The sequence below is a fragment of the Bifidobacterium sp. ESL0798 genome (genome assembly GCF_029395415.1).
Taxonomy (GTDB): Bacteria; Actinomycetota; Actinomycetes; order Actinomycetales; family Bifidobacteriaceae; genus Bifidobacterium.
The window spans coordinates 1,540,706-1,559,114 of record NZ_CP113914.1 but is presented as its reverse complement, the minus strand read 5'-3'; the positions used below and the strand labels follow the sequence as shown (position 1 = coordinate 1,559,114).

Here is an 18,409-nt window from a genome sequence, read left to right as displayed (position 1 = left end):
GGTTTCTGACGGGGTCGTGTCGACCTACTTGCGTGGATCGCCGAACCAGTTGTTGTAGATCAGGGCGAAGTTGCGGTTGCCGTAGCTGGAACAGGAGTCGCCCTCGCCAAAGCCGGCCTTCAGCGAAGCGGTATTCGGCTGGTAGGGCGTGTAGACGTAGAGCAGGGCGGTGGCTTGGTTGCGGATATAGACCTGTGAGCCGCCGCAGCTTTTGTTCGGATGGTACTGCACGTAGTTGAGCGTGCCGACATGGTAGCCGTACTGGCTTTCGTGGGCCTGATAGTACTTGAATCGTTTGGCCGAGCCGTAGACCTGGTTGAAGAAGCCGGCATATTGCGGGTCGCAATCGGCGTCGTCCGGGCAGCTCAGGCCCATGGCGGCCTTGTATTGGAAATCGGTGGGGTTGGCCGAACCGATGAGATGCTGCTCCTTTTGCATCACGGTCAGGAGCACCTTTTCGCTGACGCCGCAGGCCTGCGAGGATTTGTAGATGATGGCGCTCGCGGATTCGGCTTTGGCGCCTTTGTAGGCATTGCAGAGACTGTTGGCGGCGATGTCGGTGGTGTCGAAGGTCTTGACGGGCAAGCAGTTCGCCGAGGTGCAGTTCGGTCCATGCTTGATAATGAAGGCCTGCACTTCGGCCTGGTTCATGGCATCGGCGTTGAAGAACTGTGCGTCGGAGATGATATTGCCGGGGTCGAAATCGTATTGCCGCACCATCTCTTCCTGTCGCTTCTGCGCATCCGTGACCTCGATATGCCATTGGACCATACGAATCAGTCCCATCACCAAGGCCATCACGCAGATGACCGCAACGATGCCGCCGAGAACGACACTTACTTTCGCAGGAACACTGGCCTTGCGCCACTTGCGTTTGCAGGTTGCGAGGAATGCGGCGTGGGAACGGGAACAACTACGAGACTTGGAAGATGAGGTCACTTGGCCAATGCTACCGTTCGCCCCTGAAAGTTTTCCTATAGAAAAGTCGGGTTGCGGAAATTCTCATCATGCAATGTGATCTGCCGGCTATGAAGTCATAATGGCCGAACGAAACGAATGAATCAGGGTAATCGTCTACAGTTTTAGACCCTGGTGATTGGTATGTCCAAGAAGATGCACGGATCGCAGTAACACCGTTCAAGCGACGATGATTATAGGCGATTAGGCCAACAGCTTGCGGATGCGTTTGAGACTGGCCGGTGTTTTGGTGCCCAGTTCCTGCGCCCAGAGCGAGACGTGGAACTCCTCGAGCATCCAACGTGCCTGCTCCACCTGTTTGCCAAACGTCTCCCGGCGAGGACCGGCGGGTTCGGCCTTGAGCTTTTCCTGTGCCTTGGTGACCAGATCTTTGGCTTCGTCGGCCTCCCACGCCCAGCGCACGTCGCGGTTCTTGTCGGCCTTGGCCTTGTCAAGGCGCATCAGATCGGCGTGCAGATAGCGCTCGATATTCGGCAGGGCAAGCGGAGGGGTCTTGCCGATGAATCCGGGGTAGACAAGCGTGGCGATATGCTCGCGCACCGATTGCAGCACGGCCAGCATCGCCAGGTCCGCTTTGCCGCCTACCGCAGAATCGACGGCGGCGTAGCGTTTGAGGATGGCGATGACATCGTGGGCGACGGCATAGACCGTGTCTTCGAAGGTCTGCGTCACGCCGCTTACCGCCTCGGCCAGCGCGGTGTCATCGGGGAGCTTGTCGATTTGGGGAAGCAGACGCTTGACGGCCGCCAACTCAAGGTCATCGACCAGGAGTTTGGTGGACTTGTAGGGTGCGCCCGCCAGCATCAGTGCCTCGCCGCCAAGCCAACGTGAGGAGATGCGGTCCTCGGGCAGTTTGAGTGTCTCGTATGCTGCCTGCCACAGCATCTCGGCACGGGAGATGGTGGTGGCGCCGGCCTTGTTCAGAAGGTTCGCCTGTGCAACCACCAAGCCCCGCGACTTGGCCTTGCTGGCTTGGCGTTCCACTGTTTTTCGTGCGCTGGCTTGGGCCTGACGGGCGAACTTGCGTTGCAGTTCAACGAGTGATTTGCCGCAGCCAAGCACTCGGTAGCGTTGTGCTTTGCCGTGGCGTTGGGCGCGGAAAGTCGCGTCATCGATGATGGTCGGATTATTGGCGCTGCCTGAATTGTTTCGGCTATCCCGTCCCGATTGAGCGGCGGCCTTGCCGTTATCTTTGCCGTGAACCGAATCGGAACCGTTTGCGTACTTATTGTAGGGTTTCGCTGTATTGCTGGCATCAATGTGATTGCGTTTGCTTTTACCGTCATGTTTGCTGTCAGGGCGACCTCCCTTGGCAGGTGCCGGCGGCAGTGGCTCCTCGACACTGAACATGACGCGCAGATAGGGCGAAAGCTTGCCCAGCTGGTCGCTGTTGAAATCCTCCGGGTGGATGGTGGCATTGACGCTCGTGATGGCGGCATAGGTGAAGGCGTGCGCGAAATCAGGCCAACGCGCGGTTCCGGTCGCTTCGTCTACCGGTGGCAGGTTCGGTTTGCCTTCCGAGCCGGAACCGGGCAGGTCCGGGTAGCGTTCGTCGATGGCCGCGCGAATTGTGCGGGCCGTGTCGGGAGCAGGGACGAACTGGACGCGCAATGATTTCGGCAGCGATTTGATATAGCCAAGAATGAGTTCGTCTAACAACCCCGGCACGTTCCAAGTGAACTGCTCGGGAGTCAAGCGAGACAAGGCCTTGATTGGTATATGCACCGTCACGCCGTCGGCCGGGTCGCTGGGATTGTAGATATAACTCAGACGCAAATCGATGGGGGTGCCGTCGCTGCCGAGTGTGTGCCATTGATCGGGGTAATCGCGCAGGTCCACGGATTCGTGCGATTGCAGACGCTCGACCTTCTCCGGATCGAAATCAAGCAGATGCGGCTGAGAGTCGTGGATGGACTTGACCCACTTGCCAAGGTCGGCCACGCTGGTCACGTCGGCCGGAATGACGGCGTTGTAGAAGTCGAAAAGATCCTCGTCGCTGACGCTGTCGGCAATCTGGCGGGTGCGGTTGGTGTCGTCCACGGCGTCTTGCAGGATGTCGCGGTTGGCGACGATGAAATCATCGTAGGAGAAGCGCTGCTGGATATCACCTTCAACCAGGCCCTGACGGATCAGGAAATCGCGGGCCTCGCCGGGGTTGATACGTCCCCATTGCACCGGACGGTCGGCCACGATCGGCAGGCCGTAGAGCAGCACCTTCGAGCTGGCGATGGCGCTGCCACGCGAGCCGGACCAGTGCGGCTCGGCATAGGTGACGCGGGTGAGGCTTCCGGCCAGCGGCTCGGCCCATGCCGGGTCGATGGCGGCCGAGTAGCGCGCCCAGAGACGCGAGGTTTCCGTCAGATCGGTCGACATCACCCACGGCGGTGTCGACTTGGCCACGCTCGAGGCGGGGAAAAGCGCGAAACGGGTGCCACGCGCTCCCTGATACTCGTTCTTCGACTGCTTCGCTGCACGCTTCATGGCTCGTGCCTTGGCGGCGCCCTTGAGACCGGAGAAGTCCGAGGCTTTAGGCTCGCGCACCACCTGCATGCCCATCATCGACAGCAGACCGGCCAGCATCGAGGAGTGGATGCCTTGCGCGTCCCACGAGCAGCACAGCGCGTGCGCCGCCTGCTGGTTGATCGGCAGCATGAGGATTTCGGGCGCCGGACGCGAGATCGGTTTGGGGGTACCGACCTTGAAATGCATCTGCCGGCACATCTGCCGCAACTGGGAGACCAAGTCACGCCATTGCCGGAGCCGGATGAAGCTGAAGTATTCGGACTTGCAGATCTTGCGCAGTTTGGCGTTGCCGGTGTGATTGCCGTCGTTGCCTTCGTCAGGGCCGAAGATATGGTCCCACATGTTCAAGGCGGTCAGGAAGTCGCTGGTCTGGTCGGCGTAGCGGTTGTGGACGCGGTCGGCTTCCTCGCGGATTTCGTCGGGTCGTTCGCGCGGGTCCTGCAGGCTTAAAAAGGCGACGATGACGATGACCGCGGCGAGTGTGTTCGGCGTGGTGGAATGCGCGGCTTCGAGAATCATGCGACCGAGTCGGATATCGATGGGGATGCGCGAAAGCTGCCGGCCGATGTGGGTCAGGCGAACCTCGCCGTGCTTGCGTGCGATGGCCTTGAGTTCCGTGAGCTCGTTGAAGCCGTCGGAGACGGAACGGGTGTCGGGCGGGTCGATGAAACCGAAATGGGTCACGTCATCGGCCGTGCGTGCCACGCCCACCGAAAGCATGTGCAGCACTACAGCGCCCAGTGAGGTGCGCAGGATTTCCGGCTCGGTGAAGCGCGGACGAGCCTCGTAGTCGTCCTTGGAGTAGAGGCGGATGGCGATGCCGTCGGCGATACGTCCGCATCGGCCGCTTCTCTGGTCGGCGCTGGCCTGGCTGATGGCCTCGATGGGCAGGCGTTGCACTTTGGCGGATTTGGAATAGCGCGAGATACGGGCCTCGCCGGGGTCGACCACGTAGCGGATACCCGGCACCGTCAGCGAGGTCTCCGCCACGTTGGTGGCGATGACGATGCGTTGGTGGGCATGGTGCTCGAAGACGCGATGCTGTTCCTTGGAGGAAAGCCGGGCGTAGAGCGGCACGATCTCCAGCGCGTCCGGGCGTCGCATATCGGCGGCTCGGGGCCCGAAATGATGGCGAATGGCGTCTTCGTATTCATGGATGTCGCGCTCGCCGGAGGCGAAGACCAGGATGTCGCGCGGCCCGCGGTCGTGCGAGGAATGGATGACCAACTCGGCGCAGGCGCGTGCCACCGCGCGTGGCATGTCCTCGCTGCCGGTGGAGCCGGAGCCGCGGCCTGTGCCGCCACCGTTATCCGTTCCCGGAATCTCGCCGTTCTGGTCGGGCAGCGACCCGTCGGCGAAGCCCGGCACATGCCGCATCAATGCAGGCATGCCGCCCAGCGGTTCGTAGACGATCTGCACCGGGTAGGTGCGGCCGGAGACTTCGATGACGGGAACCTTCGTATGCAGCGCGTCTTCGAAATGCTCCTTGAATTTCACCGAGTCGATGGTGGCTGAGGTGATGATGAGTTTCAGATCGCGGCGCTTGGGCAGAAGCGCGGTGAGGTAGCCGAGCAGGAAGTCGATGTTGAGGCTGCGTTCGTGCGCCTCGTCGATGATGATGGTGTCGTAGCGTGAAAGCCGCGGATCATGCTGAATCTGGGCCAGGAGAATGCCGTCGGTGACGATGCGCAGACGGGTCTTCGGTGAGCTTTCATCAGTGAATCGGACCTGATAGCCGATTTCCTCGCCGAGTTTCACACCCATCTCGTCGCAGATGCGCTCGGCCACGGTTCTGGCGGCCAGTCGGCGCGGCTGCGTGTGCACGATCTGATGGCCGTGGGTGCCGCGACCCATTTCCAGAAGCATTTTGGGGATCTGGGTGGTCTTGCCCGAACCGGTCTGCCCGGAGACGATGACGACCTGCGAATCACGCACGGCACGTTGAATTTCGTCGTGTGCCGCACTGACCGGCAGCTCTGTTGGATAATGGTATTTCATGTGTTTCTCTATTGTACGCACACCCAAAAAGCTATTGGAAAAATGAGGCTTGGGATTCTGGGATTCTTGTTTTCAACGGTCCCTTTTGGGCATGCGGATTTTTCAGTGTCGAACTTCGATGACGCGGTAGCCTTTGGAACTGGCGTATTTCGTGACGCTAAAACCGTCGCCGAGTTCCGCCGACAGCCACTTGATCAGCGAGTCGCTGCCGAGGTTTTTCTGTACGACCAGATAGGCGCACCCGCCCGCTTTGAGTCTGGGGAGCCAAGCCATCAGCAACGAGTGCAGCTCCGGTTTGCCGACACGGATGGGAGGATTCGACCAGATCAGGTCGAAGGTGAGATCGGAGGGGATATCGGCGGCGAGGGCGGTATGAATGCGTCCGCCGAGTCCTAGTTTTTCGGCGTTGGTCTTCGTCAGTTCCAGCGCGCGCTCGTTGACGTCAAGCGCCCAGATATCGGCTTTGGACGATTCCAATCCAAGGGCCAGCGAAATGGGCCCCCAACCGCAACCGATGTCGAGAAACGTCCCTTTTCCCGGTGCCTCCGGTGCATGCCGCAGCAAAACGGAGGTGCCCAAATCCAAGCGGTGCGCTGAAAACACGCCGTTGGACACCTCTACGTCCACCTCGTGGCCGCGCAATGAAACGTGCAGGTTGCGCCGCACGTCGCGCGAGGCCGGTTCCGCCGTAAAATACTGTTCTGCCGATTGGTGTTCGGCATCCGTTCGCTCCTGTTGTTTCCTTGCTGTTTCGCTCATCATGCCCCGTCAGATTTTGATTTCTTTAGCCTTCGGCTGTGCCGCAATAATAGGTTTCAATATTAGTGGCATACCGGAACAGTGAAACGCGTTCACCTCACCGAATATGCTTGGATAAAGATGGATTTTCAACTATCGAAAGGTTGATTTATTGGCAACAAACGACGGGCGTAAGGACGTTCAGGTTGAACATGGTGAACGTGACGGGCAGAACGAGGTGCTGGGACGTAAGTCCGACATTCTGCAGGAGAGCAGCGACGGTCGTGCTCCCGGAGCCGAGGAATGGAGCGAGCGTGAGTCACGCAACCAGCTCAAGCATGTCGTCGGCTTGGGCGAGATGCAGGACGAGACCGACGTCGAATACCGTAAGGTGCGTCTTGAACGCGTCGTGCTGGTGGGGGTGTGGTCGAACGTCGAGACCACCATCGAGCAGGCCGAGGAATCGTTGCGTGAACTGGCGGCGCTCGCGCATACCGCAGGTGCCGTGGTCTGCGATGGCGTCTTGCAGCATCGTCTGAAGCCCGACGCGGCGACCTACGTGGGCCGTGGCAAGGCCAAGGAAATTGCCGGAATCGTGGCGCAAAGCGAGGCCGACACCATCATCGTCGATGGTGATCTCGCGCCAAGCCAGCGTCGTGCGCTTGAGGACGCCACCAAGGTCAAGGTGGTCGACCGCACTGCCGTCATCCTGGATATTTTCGCCCAACATGCCACCAGCCGTGAAGGCAAGGCTCAGGTAGAGCTGGCGCAGCTCGAGTACATGCTTCCGAGGCTTCGTGGCTGGGGCGGTTCGCTTTCCCGTCAGGCCGGCGGTCAGGCGGCAGGCGTCAACGGCGGCATCGGCTCGCGTGGCCCGGGCGAGACCCAGATCGAGATGGACCGCCGTGTCATCCGCACCCGTATCGCCCGCCTTAAAAAGCAGATTCGCGCGATGGCCCCGGCCCGTGCCGTCAAGCGCGGCTCGCGTCACCGCTATGGCCTGCCCACAGTCGCCGTGGTCGGTTATACCAACGCCGGCAAATCCTCGCTCGTCAATCGCCTGACCGATTCCGGCGAACTGGTCGGCAATGCTCTCTTTGCCACCCTCGACACCGCGGTTCGTCGCGCCAAAGCCGCCGACGGGCGCCTGTACGCCTACGTCGATACGGTCGGATTTGTGCGCCGTCTACCTACCCAATTGGTCGAGGCGTTCAAGTCTACGCTTGAGGAAATCGGCGAGGCCGACGTCATCCTGCACGTCGTCGACGCCTCCACCACCGACCCGTTCGCACAGGTCGTCGCGGTCAACGACGTGCTCGCCGGCATCGACGGCGTTTCCGACATCCCGCGTATCCTCGTCTTCAACAAGGCCGATCAGGTCGACCGTGGCACGCTTGAGCGTCTGCACAATATCCGCCCCGACGCGCTCATCGTTTCCGCCGCCGACGACAGTGGTCTGGACGATCTGCGAGCTACCGTCGAAAAGGCGTTGCCCGTTCCGTCGGTACATGTCGAGGCGTTGCTGCCGTATACCGATGCGGCCGGTTCGCTGCTGTCCCGTGTACGTGAATACGGAAAGGTCGAGAAAGAGGATTATCGGGCCGACGGCGTCTTATTGCAGGCCGATGTGGATTCACGGCTGGCCGCACAGGTCATGGATCAGGCGATAGGCTGATTCGCATTTCTATTTTTGAGAAGTTGTGAGAAGCAATGTTCGTCGACACGCGAATTTCTCGGTCGTGGTCAAGCAACATCGTTAAGGCAACATCGTTAAGAACGATAAAGAGTTGTCGGCAATTTTGGTTTTTCCAATCATAATAAGACAAATCCATGGATGTGACGAATTTCAAATTTATGAATGCCTTATGCTAAAATTTCCTTAGCCACAAAGGTTCCGTTTCGGCTTCGATTCGAATTCGGCGGACGGTTACCGACAGTACAGGAGCGGATATTCTCCGCTTTTAGACTGTGCCGATTAAGGTTTGTGGCAATCACAATGACGAGATGCAAGGCGTTGCCGATATGGCGCGTTGTGGCATACCCGCATGATTGTGTGAAGGAGGTTCGCGATATGTCGATATTGATTCGGCACATCGGTAGTCTTCTTGTGAACACTCATTTTGAAAGGGGTTCAATCATATGTCCAATTCCGTTAAACCAACCAAGCTTGCCATCATCGGAGCAGGGGCCGTCGGTTCCACGCTCGCCTTTGCCGCCGCCCAGCGCGGCGTTGCCCGTGATATCGTGCTTGAAGACATCAACAAGGAGCGTGTCGAGGCGGAAGTCCTCGATATGCAGCACGGTTCCAGCTTCTATCCTTCCGTTTCCATCGACGGATCGGACGATGTGGAGATCTGCCGCGATGCCGATATGGTGGTCATCACCGCAGGTGCTCGCCAGAAGCCCGGGCAGACGAGGCTCGATCTCGCCGGCGCGACCATCAGCATGATGAAGTCCATCGTGCCCAACGTGGTCAAGGTCGCCCCGAACGCCATCTTCATGCTCATCACCAACCCGGTCGATATCGTCACCCATGTGATGCTCAAGCTTTCGGGTCTGCCGGCCAACCAGATCTTCGGTTCGGGGACCAACCTCGACACCGCGCGTCTGCGTTTCCTGATCGGTCAGCAGACCGGCGTCAACGTCAAGAACGTTCACGCCTACATCGCCGGTGAGCACGGTGATTCCGAAGTGCCGCTCTGGGCCGAGGCCACCATCGGCGGTGTCTCCATGTGCGATTGGAAGGCGTTGCCCGGTCATGAACCGCTCGATGCCGCCAAGCGCGAGGAGATTCATCAGGAGGTCAAGAACGCCGCCTACCGCATCATCAACGGCAAGGGTGCCACGAACTTCGCCATCGCCATGTCGGGCGTCGACATCATCGAATCCGTCCTGACCGACTCGAACCGCGTGCTGCCCGTGTCCTCGCTGCTGCAGGACTTCCACGGCATCTCGGACATCTGCATGTCGGTGCCTACCCTGGTCAACCGTTCCGGCGTCAACTCCCATATCAACACCCCGCTTTCCGACCATGAGCTCTCGTTGCTGCGCAGTTCGGCGGAAACGCTGAAGGAAACCGTCGCACAGTTTGGGTTCTGATTTTCGACTGTTGATCGTTTAGCGATAACCACGTGGAATGCCGTCTGCTTCTTGTAAAGCAGGCGGCATTCGTGATTTCTATAGATGCTTGGTCAACAACTTTTCTTGTCCGTTGGGTGAGACGGAAACTTCAAGAAAATATGCGTCGTGTACAGTAGCCCTAATTCACGCCAGAACCTCTACGTGCGATGTAGCTGTTCAATGATGTACGTCTAGATGTTTATAGGGAGGCGTGTGCGAGATGGAGGTGGATTATGCTGAAAACCGTCATATTTGCGTTGTTGCCGATACTTGTCACCATGTTGCTTGGCGCTTTTGCCGCCAAACGTGGCGATTTCGATAGTACTGATAGCAGCAGGCTCATCAAATTCGTCATGAATTATGCTCTGCCCATGCACGTTTTCGGTGGTATCTGGGCCACCAAACGCAAATTGATAGTGGAGGATATCCCTCTGGCGTTGTGGATGCTGGGTGCCATGCTCGTGTCTTATTTCCTGCTCTATTTCATCTATTGGAAAATCATCAAGAACCAGAGTGGGCTTTCTGCACTCCGTGCGCTTTCGGTGGCCGACCCCTCAATTCCCTTCATCGGTTCCGCGGTGCTTCCGCTTTTCTTTGACGAGAGTATCAGCGCCATCGACATCGGCATCGCCAGCCTTATCATCAATGTGATTCTGGTCCCGTTCGTCTTCGAGGCGCTTGCTGCGGATGTCAACAAAGAGAACGGTCCAAAGATTTCCGTGGGCAAACGATTGGTGAAAGGGCTTACGAAACCGTTGGTGCTTGCGGCGTTCCTCGGTTTCATTCTTTCCATTTGCGGCTGGTCAATGCCCAGCGTTCTCGAGCCCACGTTCACGGTGCTTGGCAAGACGGCGGGCGGTGTTGCTATGTTCGCCACTGGCATCGTGCTCGTGACCCGCAAGATTTCCTTCAATCCGCATGTCTGGTTGACCGTGGGCCTGAAGAACATCGTCTATCCTGCCATTATCTGGGTGCTGATGGTCGCCACGGGTATGCCCAGCGAGCTGACGCGCATCGTCGTGATCACCATGGCCATCCCCACCGCCACACTGCCCACGAATCTGGCCATCGATTACGGCATTCACGAATCGGAGATGGCTTCGACGCAATTTCTGAGCACGGTGCTCTCGTTTATCACCCTAAGCTGTGCGATGCTGTTGTTGCAGTAGCGCAAATTGTTGGTTTGAGTTGGTTTCTGGCGTTTTTGCCGACGGTATTCAGAGCATATCTGACAATGAAAAAGATTGTCGGTTTTAGTGTCAAAGAAAAATGAAACGGACAATATTGTGCGACCTGCTTGTTCTTCGGCTCTGAGTCGCAAAACCCAATTCCCGTTTAGGTTTTCATGCGTATAGTGTCACCAGTAACGAGACATGTTTGACGCGTGAAAATTGTGTCTATGTCAAGCGTCGAAAGCTGAGGGGAATTTGATTCTGGCTTCGTTGAAGTGATGGATCGGGCAGGAAGAAGATATGGCTTCGCAACACCAGGAAACCGAAACGCAGATAGCCAAGGACGCCCAATCCGTGGACGGCCAAGGAAAGGCGAAGGAGCATCAGACCCGATTGATGGTCACGCTGGGGCTGACCTTGACGATTTTCGTCGTCGAGGTCATTGGTGCGGCCATCACCGGATCGCTGGCGTTGCTGGTCGATTGCGCCCATATGCTTACGGATGTCGCGGTGCTTACCGCCTCCACCATCACGGCCGTGCTGATGCGCAGAAAACCCGACAAAGAGCGTACTTGGGGCTGGGTCAGACTGGAGCCGATCACCGCGGGTCTGGGTGCGCTGATATTGATGGCCGTAGGCGTTTACGCCTTGGTCGAAGCGGTTCTGCGTCTGGCCGGTGTCTCCGGTGACGAGGTCCAAAACGTGGGGATGCTGCTGGGATTCGGCATTCTGGGTTTGGTGTTCAACGTGATTTCCGTTCTTGTGCTTTCCGGCCAGCACAAGGACAACATGAACATGCGCGCCGCTTTCCTGGAGACCATGAACGATGCGCTTGGTTCATGTACCGTCGTGATCTCCGCCATCGTCATCATGACCACCGGCTGGCACGGTTTCGATGCGCTCGCCGGTGCGGTTATAGCCTTGCTGATCGTACCAAGGGCTTTTGTGCTGATGAAGAATGCCGTCAAGGTGCTGCTCGAGGAGACGCCGGAAGGCCTTGATCTGGACGAGGTGCGCAACCATATGAAAAGCGTCGACCACGTCATCGACGTCCACGATGTGCATGCTTCGACCGTAGCGACCGGCATGCCGATTCTCACCGCACACGTCGTGGTGGAGCCGGGTCTGACGATGGAGCAGGGTGCCGACATTCTGCGCCATCTGCACACCTGTCTGACCGATCATTTTTCGGTTTCGATTCCTCACACCACCTTCCAGCTGGAGCCGCAGGGCTTCAGCCGTTCCCAAAGCGAGGAAATCCATCGCTGAATCTGCAGCGATATCGGGCGGAAACGATAGTGGTTCAGATCTTGCGCAGGACCGTGACGACCTTGCCCATCACCTTGGCATACGTGCCGTCGATGGGGGAGTAGGACGGGTTGTGCGGCATCAGCCAAACGTGGCCGTGGTCTTTCTGGAAGGTCTTGACCGTGGCCTCGCCGTCGAGCAAAGCGGCCACGATATCGCCGTTTTCCGCCGTCTCCTGTTCGCGCACCACCACGAAGTCGCCGTCGCAGATGGCTGCGTCTATCATCGAATCCCCGTGGACCTCGAGCATGAAGAGATTGCCGTTGCCGGTGAGCCGTTCCGGCAATCTCATCACGTCGTCGACATGCTGTTCCGCGGTGATGGGGGTGCCTGCCGCGATACGACCCACCAAGGGAATATCGTGCGACTGGGCGATGGCTTCATCTGTTTCATCTTGCGAGCCGAACGGAAGGACGGTGGAGGTGCGAATGGTTTCACGGATATTCGCTTCGTTTTCCACCAATTCGATGGCCCGGCCTTTGTTGGCATTCATCCTGATATAGCCCTTGCCTTCAAGGACCTCAAGCTGGTGCTTGACCGAAGAAGGGCTCCTCAGCCCCGCTTGTTCGCCTATCTCGCGGAAGGAAGGGGCGAAGCCGTACCGGGAGACATGATTGCGCACTGCATCCAATACTTTGCGTTGCCTGTCCGTCAACGGCTGGTTCGGCGCGGCCTGGGTGAAGTCGCCATGTGGATTATGGATAGGTGGAAGGGTGCTCACGGTAATTCCTTTCGGCATTTGACTTATAGCATAACTCATGTTTCCCAATAAATCAAACAGATGTTCGATTCGGGCTTGCTTTTTTCGAACAAGTGTGCCAATATAGAACAAACGTTCGTTGGTACAAATGTTCGAAGGAGTGCAGAGGATGAGTGAGAAAGCCAGTGGTTGCAAAGCCAGGAATGCAGTAAACCGTCGTCGCATCATGCACAACAGAGTTGTTGCAGCGCTTGCGTTGTCCATCGTCGTATTCTTCGGCTGGCAGACGGTTGCCCCGCATGTCGCCAATTCGGCAACTGGTGACGCCGATGTCGTCAGCTACACGGTTCGTCCCGGTGACACGTTGTGGTCGTATGCCCAGCAGATTACCCCGGAAAACAAGAATGTAGGAGACACGGTTGCCGAAATCATGGATCTGAACCGGTTGGATTCGGCTCAATTGCAACCGGGCCAGAGGATTATGGTTCCTGAGGAGTCATGAATCCTCGGCTCTGCTCGTTGGCTCCGTCAGATGCCGGGGCAAGGATCCAATGCGGGTGTATATATTCGGCAGGCTGGGTTTTCGTAAGATGCTCCGTTAGGCGTCAAGTGGGTAATCAAGTGTGAATACGTCTCGATGCAGACACACTGTTCTCCCGACCTCTGGATAAGGTGACAATATGCATTGTCCTTTTTGCCAGAATAATGACACGAAAGTAGTCGATACGCGTATCAGCGAAGATGGTCATTCTATCCGACGCAGACGCGAATGCCCTGAGTGCGGCCGTAGATTCACCACGGTTGAGACAACGATGCTTCTGGTCACCAAGCGTTCCGGTAATTTGGAGCCCTTCGATCGCCAGAAGGTCATCGACGGGGTGCGCAAGGCATGTCAGGGTAGGCCTATTGATGAAGATGCGCTGAAACAGTTGGGGCAGCAGGTCGAGGAGGATTTGCGCAGTCAGGGTTTGGCGCAGGTGAAATCCGAGGATATCGGCAAGGCGATTCTGAAGCCGTTGCGTGAACTCGACGAGGTCGCCTACCTGCGTTTTGCCAGTGTCTACCAGAATTTCAACGGACTGTCTGATTTCCAGAAGGCTATTGATGATTTGAAACAAGACAAGGCCGCTTCCGGCAAATAGCATATTACAACCAACAAGATTCCTCCATACGTGGGCAACATACGTGAGCAACCGTTGAAATCCTATATTCTGAAATGTTGGAATGAAAAGATTTCAACGGTTTTCTGTTGTTTTAGGCCGGCTGAGCAGTAAGTGAGTTTTAGCGCAGCACGGCTATGCTGTGACAGTTTGGCTCTGTTGTCGAACTGTCACAGCACATTCATGTCAATACTGGTTGTCCTTTGAGGTTTTATATATCGAGCAGGCTCCTGTCGTTTTCGGTTTGGACGATGACGAGGCGTTGGGTCGGGCGTGTCAGGGCGACATAGAGGTCGGCGGCCCCCGAAAGGCGAGATGGCGCGTCTTGGGCGATTGTTCCCGGTTGCACAAGAATCACTGCGTCGTATTCCAGGCCTTTGATCATCTGCGTGTCGCAGACGCTCAACGGTGCGTCGCTGGGAGATTCCTTAAAACCGGTGTTTGCATCGTTCTGCGTGCTTTTGGCGATGCCCATCAGTTTCGAGGTGATTGTCTCGCCTTTAACGGCCGTCAAACGACGGTAAAGGTCTCGTCGGATTCCAGTGTTCAACGAATCCGGAGCGATGACTGCGACGCGTCCGGTGCCATCATCGGAAATGAACTGCCGTACCAAGTCCAGCGTTTCATCGCCGATGGTCTGCAAAAGGTGGGCCGCGGAAGCTCCTTCATCGTCTATATTCGCTCGTTTGACCGAATCCGCCATCGTACGCACGCCTTTGGTGGTGGAGACATACAGTCCCTCGCGTTCTGCGAAACGTGTCGCCAGTTGCGAGACTTCCTGGGGGTTTCGATAGTTGATGGTCAGCTCTTTGAGATCCCAGCCGTCGGCACCGAACAGGCGGTCCATGGTCTTCTCCCAGCGCCGGGTGCCGCCCAAAGCCGAGGTCTGTGCCACATCGCCCACGATGGTGAACGAGCGCGAGGGGCAGCGACGCATGAGCATTCGCCAGTCCATCGCCGTAAGCTCCTGGGCTTCGTCGACGACGATATGCCCGTAAGTCCATTCGCGGTCGGCTCCGGCTTTCTGGGCCACGGCCTCGGCGTCCAGTCCGTTTATGTTGTCGACCAGCATGGAGGAAGTCACGATGCCCGAGCCGATGCCGGCCTGAGCCAGCGTATCGCGGGCGAAGCGTTCCTCCTCCTCGCGTTTGGCTTGAGCCGCGGCTTCGCGTGCCGAGACCTTCGGGTCGGGGCCAAGCAGTTCCATGGCTTCGTCGAGAAGCGGGATGTCGGAAACGGTGAGCGGCGAATGCTTCGGCCGGGTCAGCGCTTCGATGTCGGCGTCGGTGAGCCACGGCGCGAATCGTCGCAGTTGCGTTGGTTTGGCGAACATCTGATCGATCAGCCATGGCGCGTTCATCGGCAACCAGGCGAGATTCAGCGTTTTGCGAATCTCGTCATGCATTTTCAGTTGCATTGCCACATCGGAGATTTCCGATTGCTCCGGTGTGTAATCGAGATTTTCGACGTACCGGTTGCGCATTGCGCTCAAGACGCTGCGCACAAAGGTCTTCCGGGCTTTGTTGTGAGGCGAACGGGTGCGTTTGGCGTCCTCGAGCGCACGTATTACGTCGGATTTGCGCATGGGAACGCTCATGCCGTTGATTCGCACGTTCGGCAGATGCTTCGGCACCCTTTCGCGTGCGGCGACGGCGTTGGCGACGGCATTGGCCATGCGGGCCTCGCCTTTCAGCTGGGCGGCACGGGGGGTGTCCGATTTCTGGGCGACGAAGCCCGGGACCAGATCGCCGATGGTGCGCGACACGACGCCGGTTTCGCCCAACGATGGGAGCACCTGATTGATATATCGCAGAAAAGCGGAACTCGGCCCCACGACGAGCACGCCGGAACGTTCGAGCCTGCGACGATGGGTATAGAGCAGGTAGGCCGCACGGTGCAACGCCACGGCGGTCTTTCCGGTCCCAGGCCCGCCCTGTACCACGACGGCACGATCCATAGGTGCGCGGATGATGCGGTCCTGCTCGCCTTGGATGGTGGCCACGATGTCGGTCATCTTGCCGGTGCGCTTGGAATTGAGTGAGGCGATCAATGCCCCTTCGCCCGTCAGCGTCCCGGCCTGTTCGGCCTGACCGACCTGGCCGGAGTTGACGTCAAGCACTTCGTCCTCGATGCCGACCACCTTGCGGAAATTCAATGTGATATGCCGGCGCATGACGATGTCGCCGTGATGGGAGGGCGTCGCCTCATAGAACGGTCGGGCCGCCTCGGCCCTCCAATCGGTCAGGATCGGTTCGTGACTGGCGCTCGAAAGTCCCATGCGTCCGATATAGCGTTTCTCGCCCTTGTCGCTGTCGATGCGGCCGAAAACGAGTCTGTCTTCGACGCCGCGCAACTGGGTGAGCCGGTTTTCATACATGGTGGCGAACGAGTCCCGTTCGGTGCGCATGGTCGGGGAACCGTGTGCACCGGCTGCACGGACCGTATCGAGGCGTGAACGGGTCTGGGTGCGCAGTGAATCCAACCGTTGATATGCACGATCCACCGCGTGCTGTTCTTCGTCGATTTGCGAGGAGTAGCTCGACATCTATAGGTTCCCCTTTATCCGGGCAGTTCCGGTTGTGTTGGTTGCTTGAAAACTCGAATTAACGATTCTAGTCTGTGCTCCCTATTTCCGTGGGGGCGATTGTGCTGTTGGGAAATGCCGTTTCGGCGGATTGAAATTCTCGTTATTTCGGCATCGTTCGGGCAGACGTGTCGATTAAGCGACTATCTGATCCTCGGTCTTATGAAAATCGCTTTTCGCAGGATGTTTTGCGTATCACAAAATGGCAGGATTGAATTTTTTGGAGTCCGGAAATCGTAAAAACTGCCATAAGACAAGATTTTTGAAGAAAAATTGAGATTTTTGCGTTTTGTGGGGAAGAATGGTGACAAGTGGGGTAAAGTGGTGAAGTAGTTGTAAGACTTGACGGATTGTTGGCAATTATCCAAAAGGAGGAGGCGGAATGGCGGGGCGCAATAAAAATCCCATCAGCGGCGAACCGTTTCCTGATTCCTCCGTTCCCGCCTTTTCTTCCATGAACGCCAATCCCTCCAATCCCGCCACTTCGTCAATGCAAGCGTCTGCAGGGGCCAACGGTGTCGTATCCGCATCTCCTGCGCCAGAACCTCTCCTGCTCGGCACGTACACCCCGAAAATCGACCGGAAAGGGCGTATGGCCTTGCCTGCCAAGATGCGCGCGCAACTCGGTGCGGGCATGGTGATGGCCCGCGGTCAGGAAAAGTGCGTATATCTGTTGCCGCAGAACGAATTTCGTCGTATAACAGCGCGTATCCAGCGTGCCTCGATGGGCAACAAGGCGACCAGAAGCTACCTGCGCGTCTTCCTTTCCGGCGCTGTGGAAAGTGAGCCAGACAAGCAGGGTCGCGTTTTGGTGCCGCAGACCTTGCGCAGCTACGCAGGTCTGGGTGACGACATCGTGGTGATCGGCGTGGGCACGCGTGCCGAAATCTGGAACAAGGAATCCTGGGACGCCTATCTTGCCGATCAGGAGGAAGGCTATTCCGACATAGCCGATGACGTATTGCCGGCGATGGAATGGTGATGGGCGAGATGACTGATTTGACCAACATCCATACCCCAGTTCTGCTCGACGAATGCGTCCGGCTTGTCACGCCTGCGCTACAAAAGCCCGGAGCCGTCGTGGTCGATTGCACGCTTGGTCTGGCAGGGCATGCGACCGCGTTTTTGAAGGCCGCCCCGAACGCCCGGCTCATCGGTATCGACCGTGACTCCGAAGCGCTGGGAATGGCCCGCGAACGCATGAAGGAAGAAGGGCTCGAAGCCCGGTTCACCCCGGTTCATGCGGCGTTCGACGAATTCGACAGCGTACTCGAAGATCTTGGATTGAGGCGTGTGGATGCCGCCTTTATGGATCTGGGACTTTCCAGCCTTCAGATCGATGAGACCGACCGCGGGTTCTCCTATTCTCACGATGCCCCGCTGGACATGCGCATGGACACCAGCCAAAGCCTCGACGCCGCGCGGATTCTGGCCGAATACTCGCAAGACGAGCTTGTCCGGATTTTCCGTGAGTACGGGCAGGAACGCTTCTCCAAACCGATTGCCCGCGCCATCGTCCGGCAACGCGACAAGGAACCTCTGACAACCTCGCGCCAGCTTGATGAACTGGTCGACCGTGTCGTTCCCAAATCCCACCGTGCCAAGGGCAACCCCGCCAAGCGCGTCTTCCAGGCCCTGCGCATCGAGGTCAACGGTGAACTCGACAAACTCAAACGCACGCTGCCGCAGATAGCCAACAGGCTGGACCTCGGCGGCAGGCTGGTTGTCGAATCCTACCATTCGTTGGAGGATCGTACGGTCAAGACGTTCATGGCCCAGGGGCTCAACATCGATGCGCCGGTCGATCTGCCCGTGGTTCCTGCAGACGCACAGCCGTTCTTCAGTGAATTGACCCGAGGAGCGTTGAAGGCCGACGAGGCCGAAATCGAGCGTAATCCGCGTTCCGCCCCCGTCAGGTTGCGCGGGGTGGAGCTGAGCCGGGAGATACCGGAGCGTTGGCGCAATCGGTTTGCGCAGGATGCTCGGGAAAATCCGGCGGCTGGCGGCAATGCGCGCGGCGAGTTTTTGTATGACAATCGAAACAAACGAGACAACCAAAAGAAAAGGAGGGGATGATGAGCACAGCGACAGCAAGATCGGTTCGTTCCCGTATTGCCCCTGCCGGGCG

The 18,409-nt window shown here is 57.9% G+C and carries 13 protein-coding genes; 8 read left to right on the top strand and 5 right to left on the bottom strand.

Annotation, left to right across the window (positions count from 1 at the left end):
• Positions 1-24: 24 nt before the first annotated feature.
• From OZX74_RS06525 to OZX74_RS06515, 3 genes are all read right to left on the bottom strand, one after another.
• Positions 25-939, bottom strand: coding sequence for a hemagglutinin (locus tag OZX74_RS06525; protein WP_277156140.1), 915 nt, complete (start codon positions 937-939; stop codon positions 25-27).
• 222 nt (positions 940-1,161) lie between these two features.
• A complete protein-coding gene (locus OZX74_RS06520; RefSeq protein WP_277156139.1) occupies positions 1,162-5,499 on the bottom strand; it encodes a DUF3418 domain-containing protein in 4,338 nt (1,445 codons plus the stop codon).
• Positions 5,500-5,601: 102 nt separating this feature from the next.
• Positions 5,602-6,261, bottom strand: coding sequence for a methyltransferase (locus OZX74_RS06515; protein ID WP_277156138.1), 660 nt, complete (start codon positions 6,259-6,261; stop codon positions 5,602-5,604).
• 214 nt (positions 6,262-6,475) lie between these two features.
• Between OZX74_RS06515 and hflX the strand changes: the two genes are divergently transcribed.
• The 4 genes from hflX (at position 6,476) to OZX74_RS06495 (ending at position 11,798) form a co-directional block, all read left to right on the top strand.
• A complete protein-coding gene (gene hflX / locus OZX74_RS06510) occupies positions 6,476-7,912 on the top strand; it encodes a GTPase HflX (protein WP_277157448.1) in 1,437 nt (478 codons plus the stop codon).
• Between the two features lie 464 nt (positions 7,913-8,376).
• Entirely contained in the window at positions 8,377-9,336 is a 960-nt protein-coding gene (locus tag OZX74_RS06505) for an L-lactate dehydrogenase (RefSeq protein ID WP_277156137.1), read from the top strand.
• A gap of 254 nt (positions 9,337-9,590) precedes the next feature.
• Entirely contained in the window at positions 9,591-10,526 is a 936-nt protein-coding gene (locus OZX74_RS06500) for an AEC family transporter (RefSeq protein WP_277156136.1), read from the top strand.
• 399 nt (positions 10,527-10,925) lie between these two features.
• The gene (locus tag OZX74_RS06495) at positions 10,926-11,798 is read left to right on the top strand and encodes a cation diffusion facilitator family transporter (protein WP_277157447.1); all 873 of its coding nucleotides are present in this window, start codon (positions 10,926-10,928) and stop codon (positions 11,796-11,798) included.
• Positions 11,799-11,832: 34 nt separating this feature from the next.
• Here the strand turns inward: OZX74_RS06495 and lexA are convergent, their stop codons facing one another.
• Entirely contained in the window at positions 11,833-12,618 is a 786-nt protein-coding gene (lexA, locus tag OZX74_RS06490) for a transcriptional repressor LexA (protein ID WP_277157446.1), read from the bottom strand.
• An 88-nt stretch (positions 12,619-12,706) separates the two neighbouring features.
• Here lexA and OZX74_RS06485 point away from each other — a divergent pair, with 88 nt between their 5' ends.
• Both OZX74_RS06485 and nrdR read left to right on the top strand, forming a co-directional pair.
• On the top strand, positions 12,707-13,039 hold the full coding sequence (locus OZX74_RS06485; protein ID WP_277156135.1) for a LysM peptidoglycan-binding domain-containing protein: 333 nt from the start codon (positions 12,707-12,709) through the stop codon (positions 13,037-13,039).
• 178 nt (positions 13,040-13,217) lie between these two features.
• Positions 13,218-13,679: a transcriptional regulator NrdR gene (gene nrdR, locus OZX74_RS06480; protein ID WP_277156134.1), complete on the top strand. Its 462-nt coding sequence runs from the start codon at positions 13,218-13,220 to the stop codon at positions 13,677-13,679.
• Positions 13,680-13,908: 229 nt separating this feature from the next.
• Here the strand turns inward: nrdR and OZX74_RS06475 are convergent, their stop codons facing one another.
• A complete protein-coding gene (locus OZX74_RS06475; RefSeq protein ID WP_277156133.1) occupies positions 13,909-16,242 on the bottom strand; it encodes an AAA family ATPase in 2,334 nt (777 codons plus the stop codon).
• A 529-nt stretch (positions 16,243-16,771) separates the two neighbouring features.
• Here OZX74_RS06475 and mraZ point away from each other — a divergent pair.
• Positions 16,772-17,263 (top strand): division/cell wall cluster transcriptional repressor MraZ, encoded by a 492-nt coding sequence (gene mraZ, locus OZX74_RS06470; protein ID WP_277157445.1) that lies wholly within the window; start codon positions 16,772-16,774, stop codon positions 17,261-17,263.
• Positions 17,264-17,271: 8 nt separating this feature from the next.
• Entirely contained in the window at positions 17,272-18,357 is a 1,086-nt protein-coding gene (rsmH, locus tag OZX74_RS06465) for a 16S rRNA (cytosine(1402)-N(4))-methyltransferase RsmH (protein WP_277157444.1), read from the top strand.
• The last annotated feature ends 52 nt before the right edge of the window (positions 18,358-18,409 follow it).

Bases quoted from the DNA above. Each gene is read 5' to 3' on its own strand.
- OZX74_RS06485 (WP_277156135.1), top strand. From the start codon at position 12,707: ATGAGTGAGAAAGCCAGTGGTTGCAAAGCCAGGAATGCAGTAAACCGT.
- rsmH (WP_277157444.1), top strand. From the start codon at position 17,272: ATGACTGATTTGACCAACATCCATACCCCAGTTCTGCTCGACGAATGC.
- mraZ (WP_277157445.1), top strand. From the start codon at position 16,772: ATGCAAGCGTCTGCAGGGGCCAACGGTGTCGTATCCGCATCTCCTGCG.
- OZX74_RS06515 (WP_277156138.1), bottom strand. From the start codon at position 6,261: ATGATGAGCGAAACAGCAAGGAAACAACAGGAGCGAACGGATGCCGAA.
- OZX74_RS06500 (WP_277156136.1), top strand. From the start codon at position 9,591: ATGCTGAAAACCGTCATATTTGCGTTGTTGCCGATACTTGTCACCATG.
- OZX74_RS06505 (WP_277156137.1), top strand. From the start codon at position 8,377: ATGTCCAATTCCGTTAAACCAACCAAGCTTGCCATCATCGGAGCAGGG.
- OZX74_RS06495 (WP_277157447.1), top strand. From the start codon at position 10,926: ATGGTCACGCTGGGGCTGACCTTGACGATTTTCGTCGTCGAGGTCATT.
- nrdR (WP_277156134.1), top strand. From the start codon at position 13,218: ATGCATTGTCCTTTTTGCCAGAATAATGACACGAAAGTAGTCGATACG.
- OZX74_RS06475 (WP_277156133.1), bottom strand. From the start codon at position 16,242: ATGTCGAGCTACTCCTCGCAAATCGACGAAGAACAGCACGCGGTGGAT.
- OZX74_RS06520 (WP_277156139.1), bottom strand. From the start codon at position 5,499: ATGAAATACCATTATCCAACAGAGCTGCCGGTCAGTGCGGCACACGAC.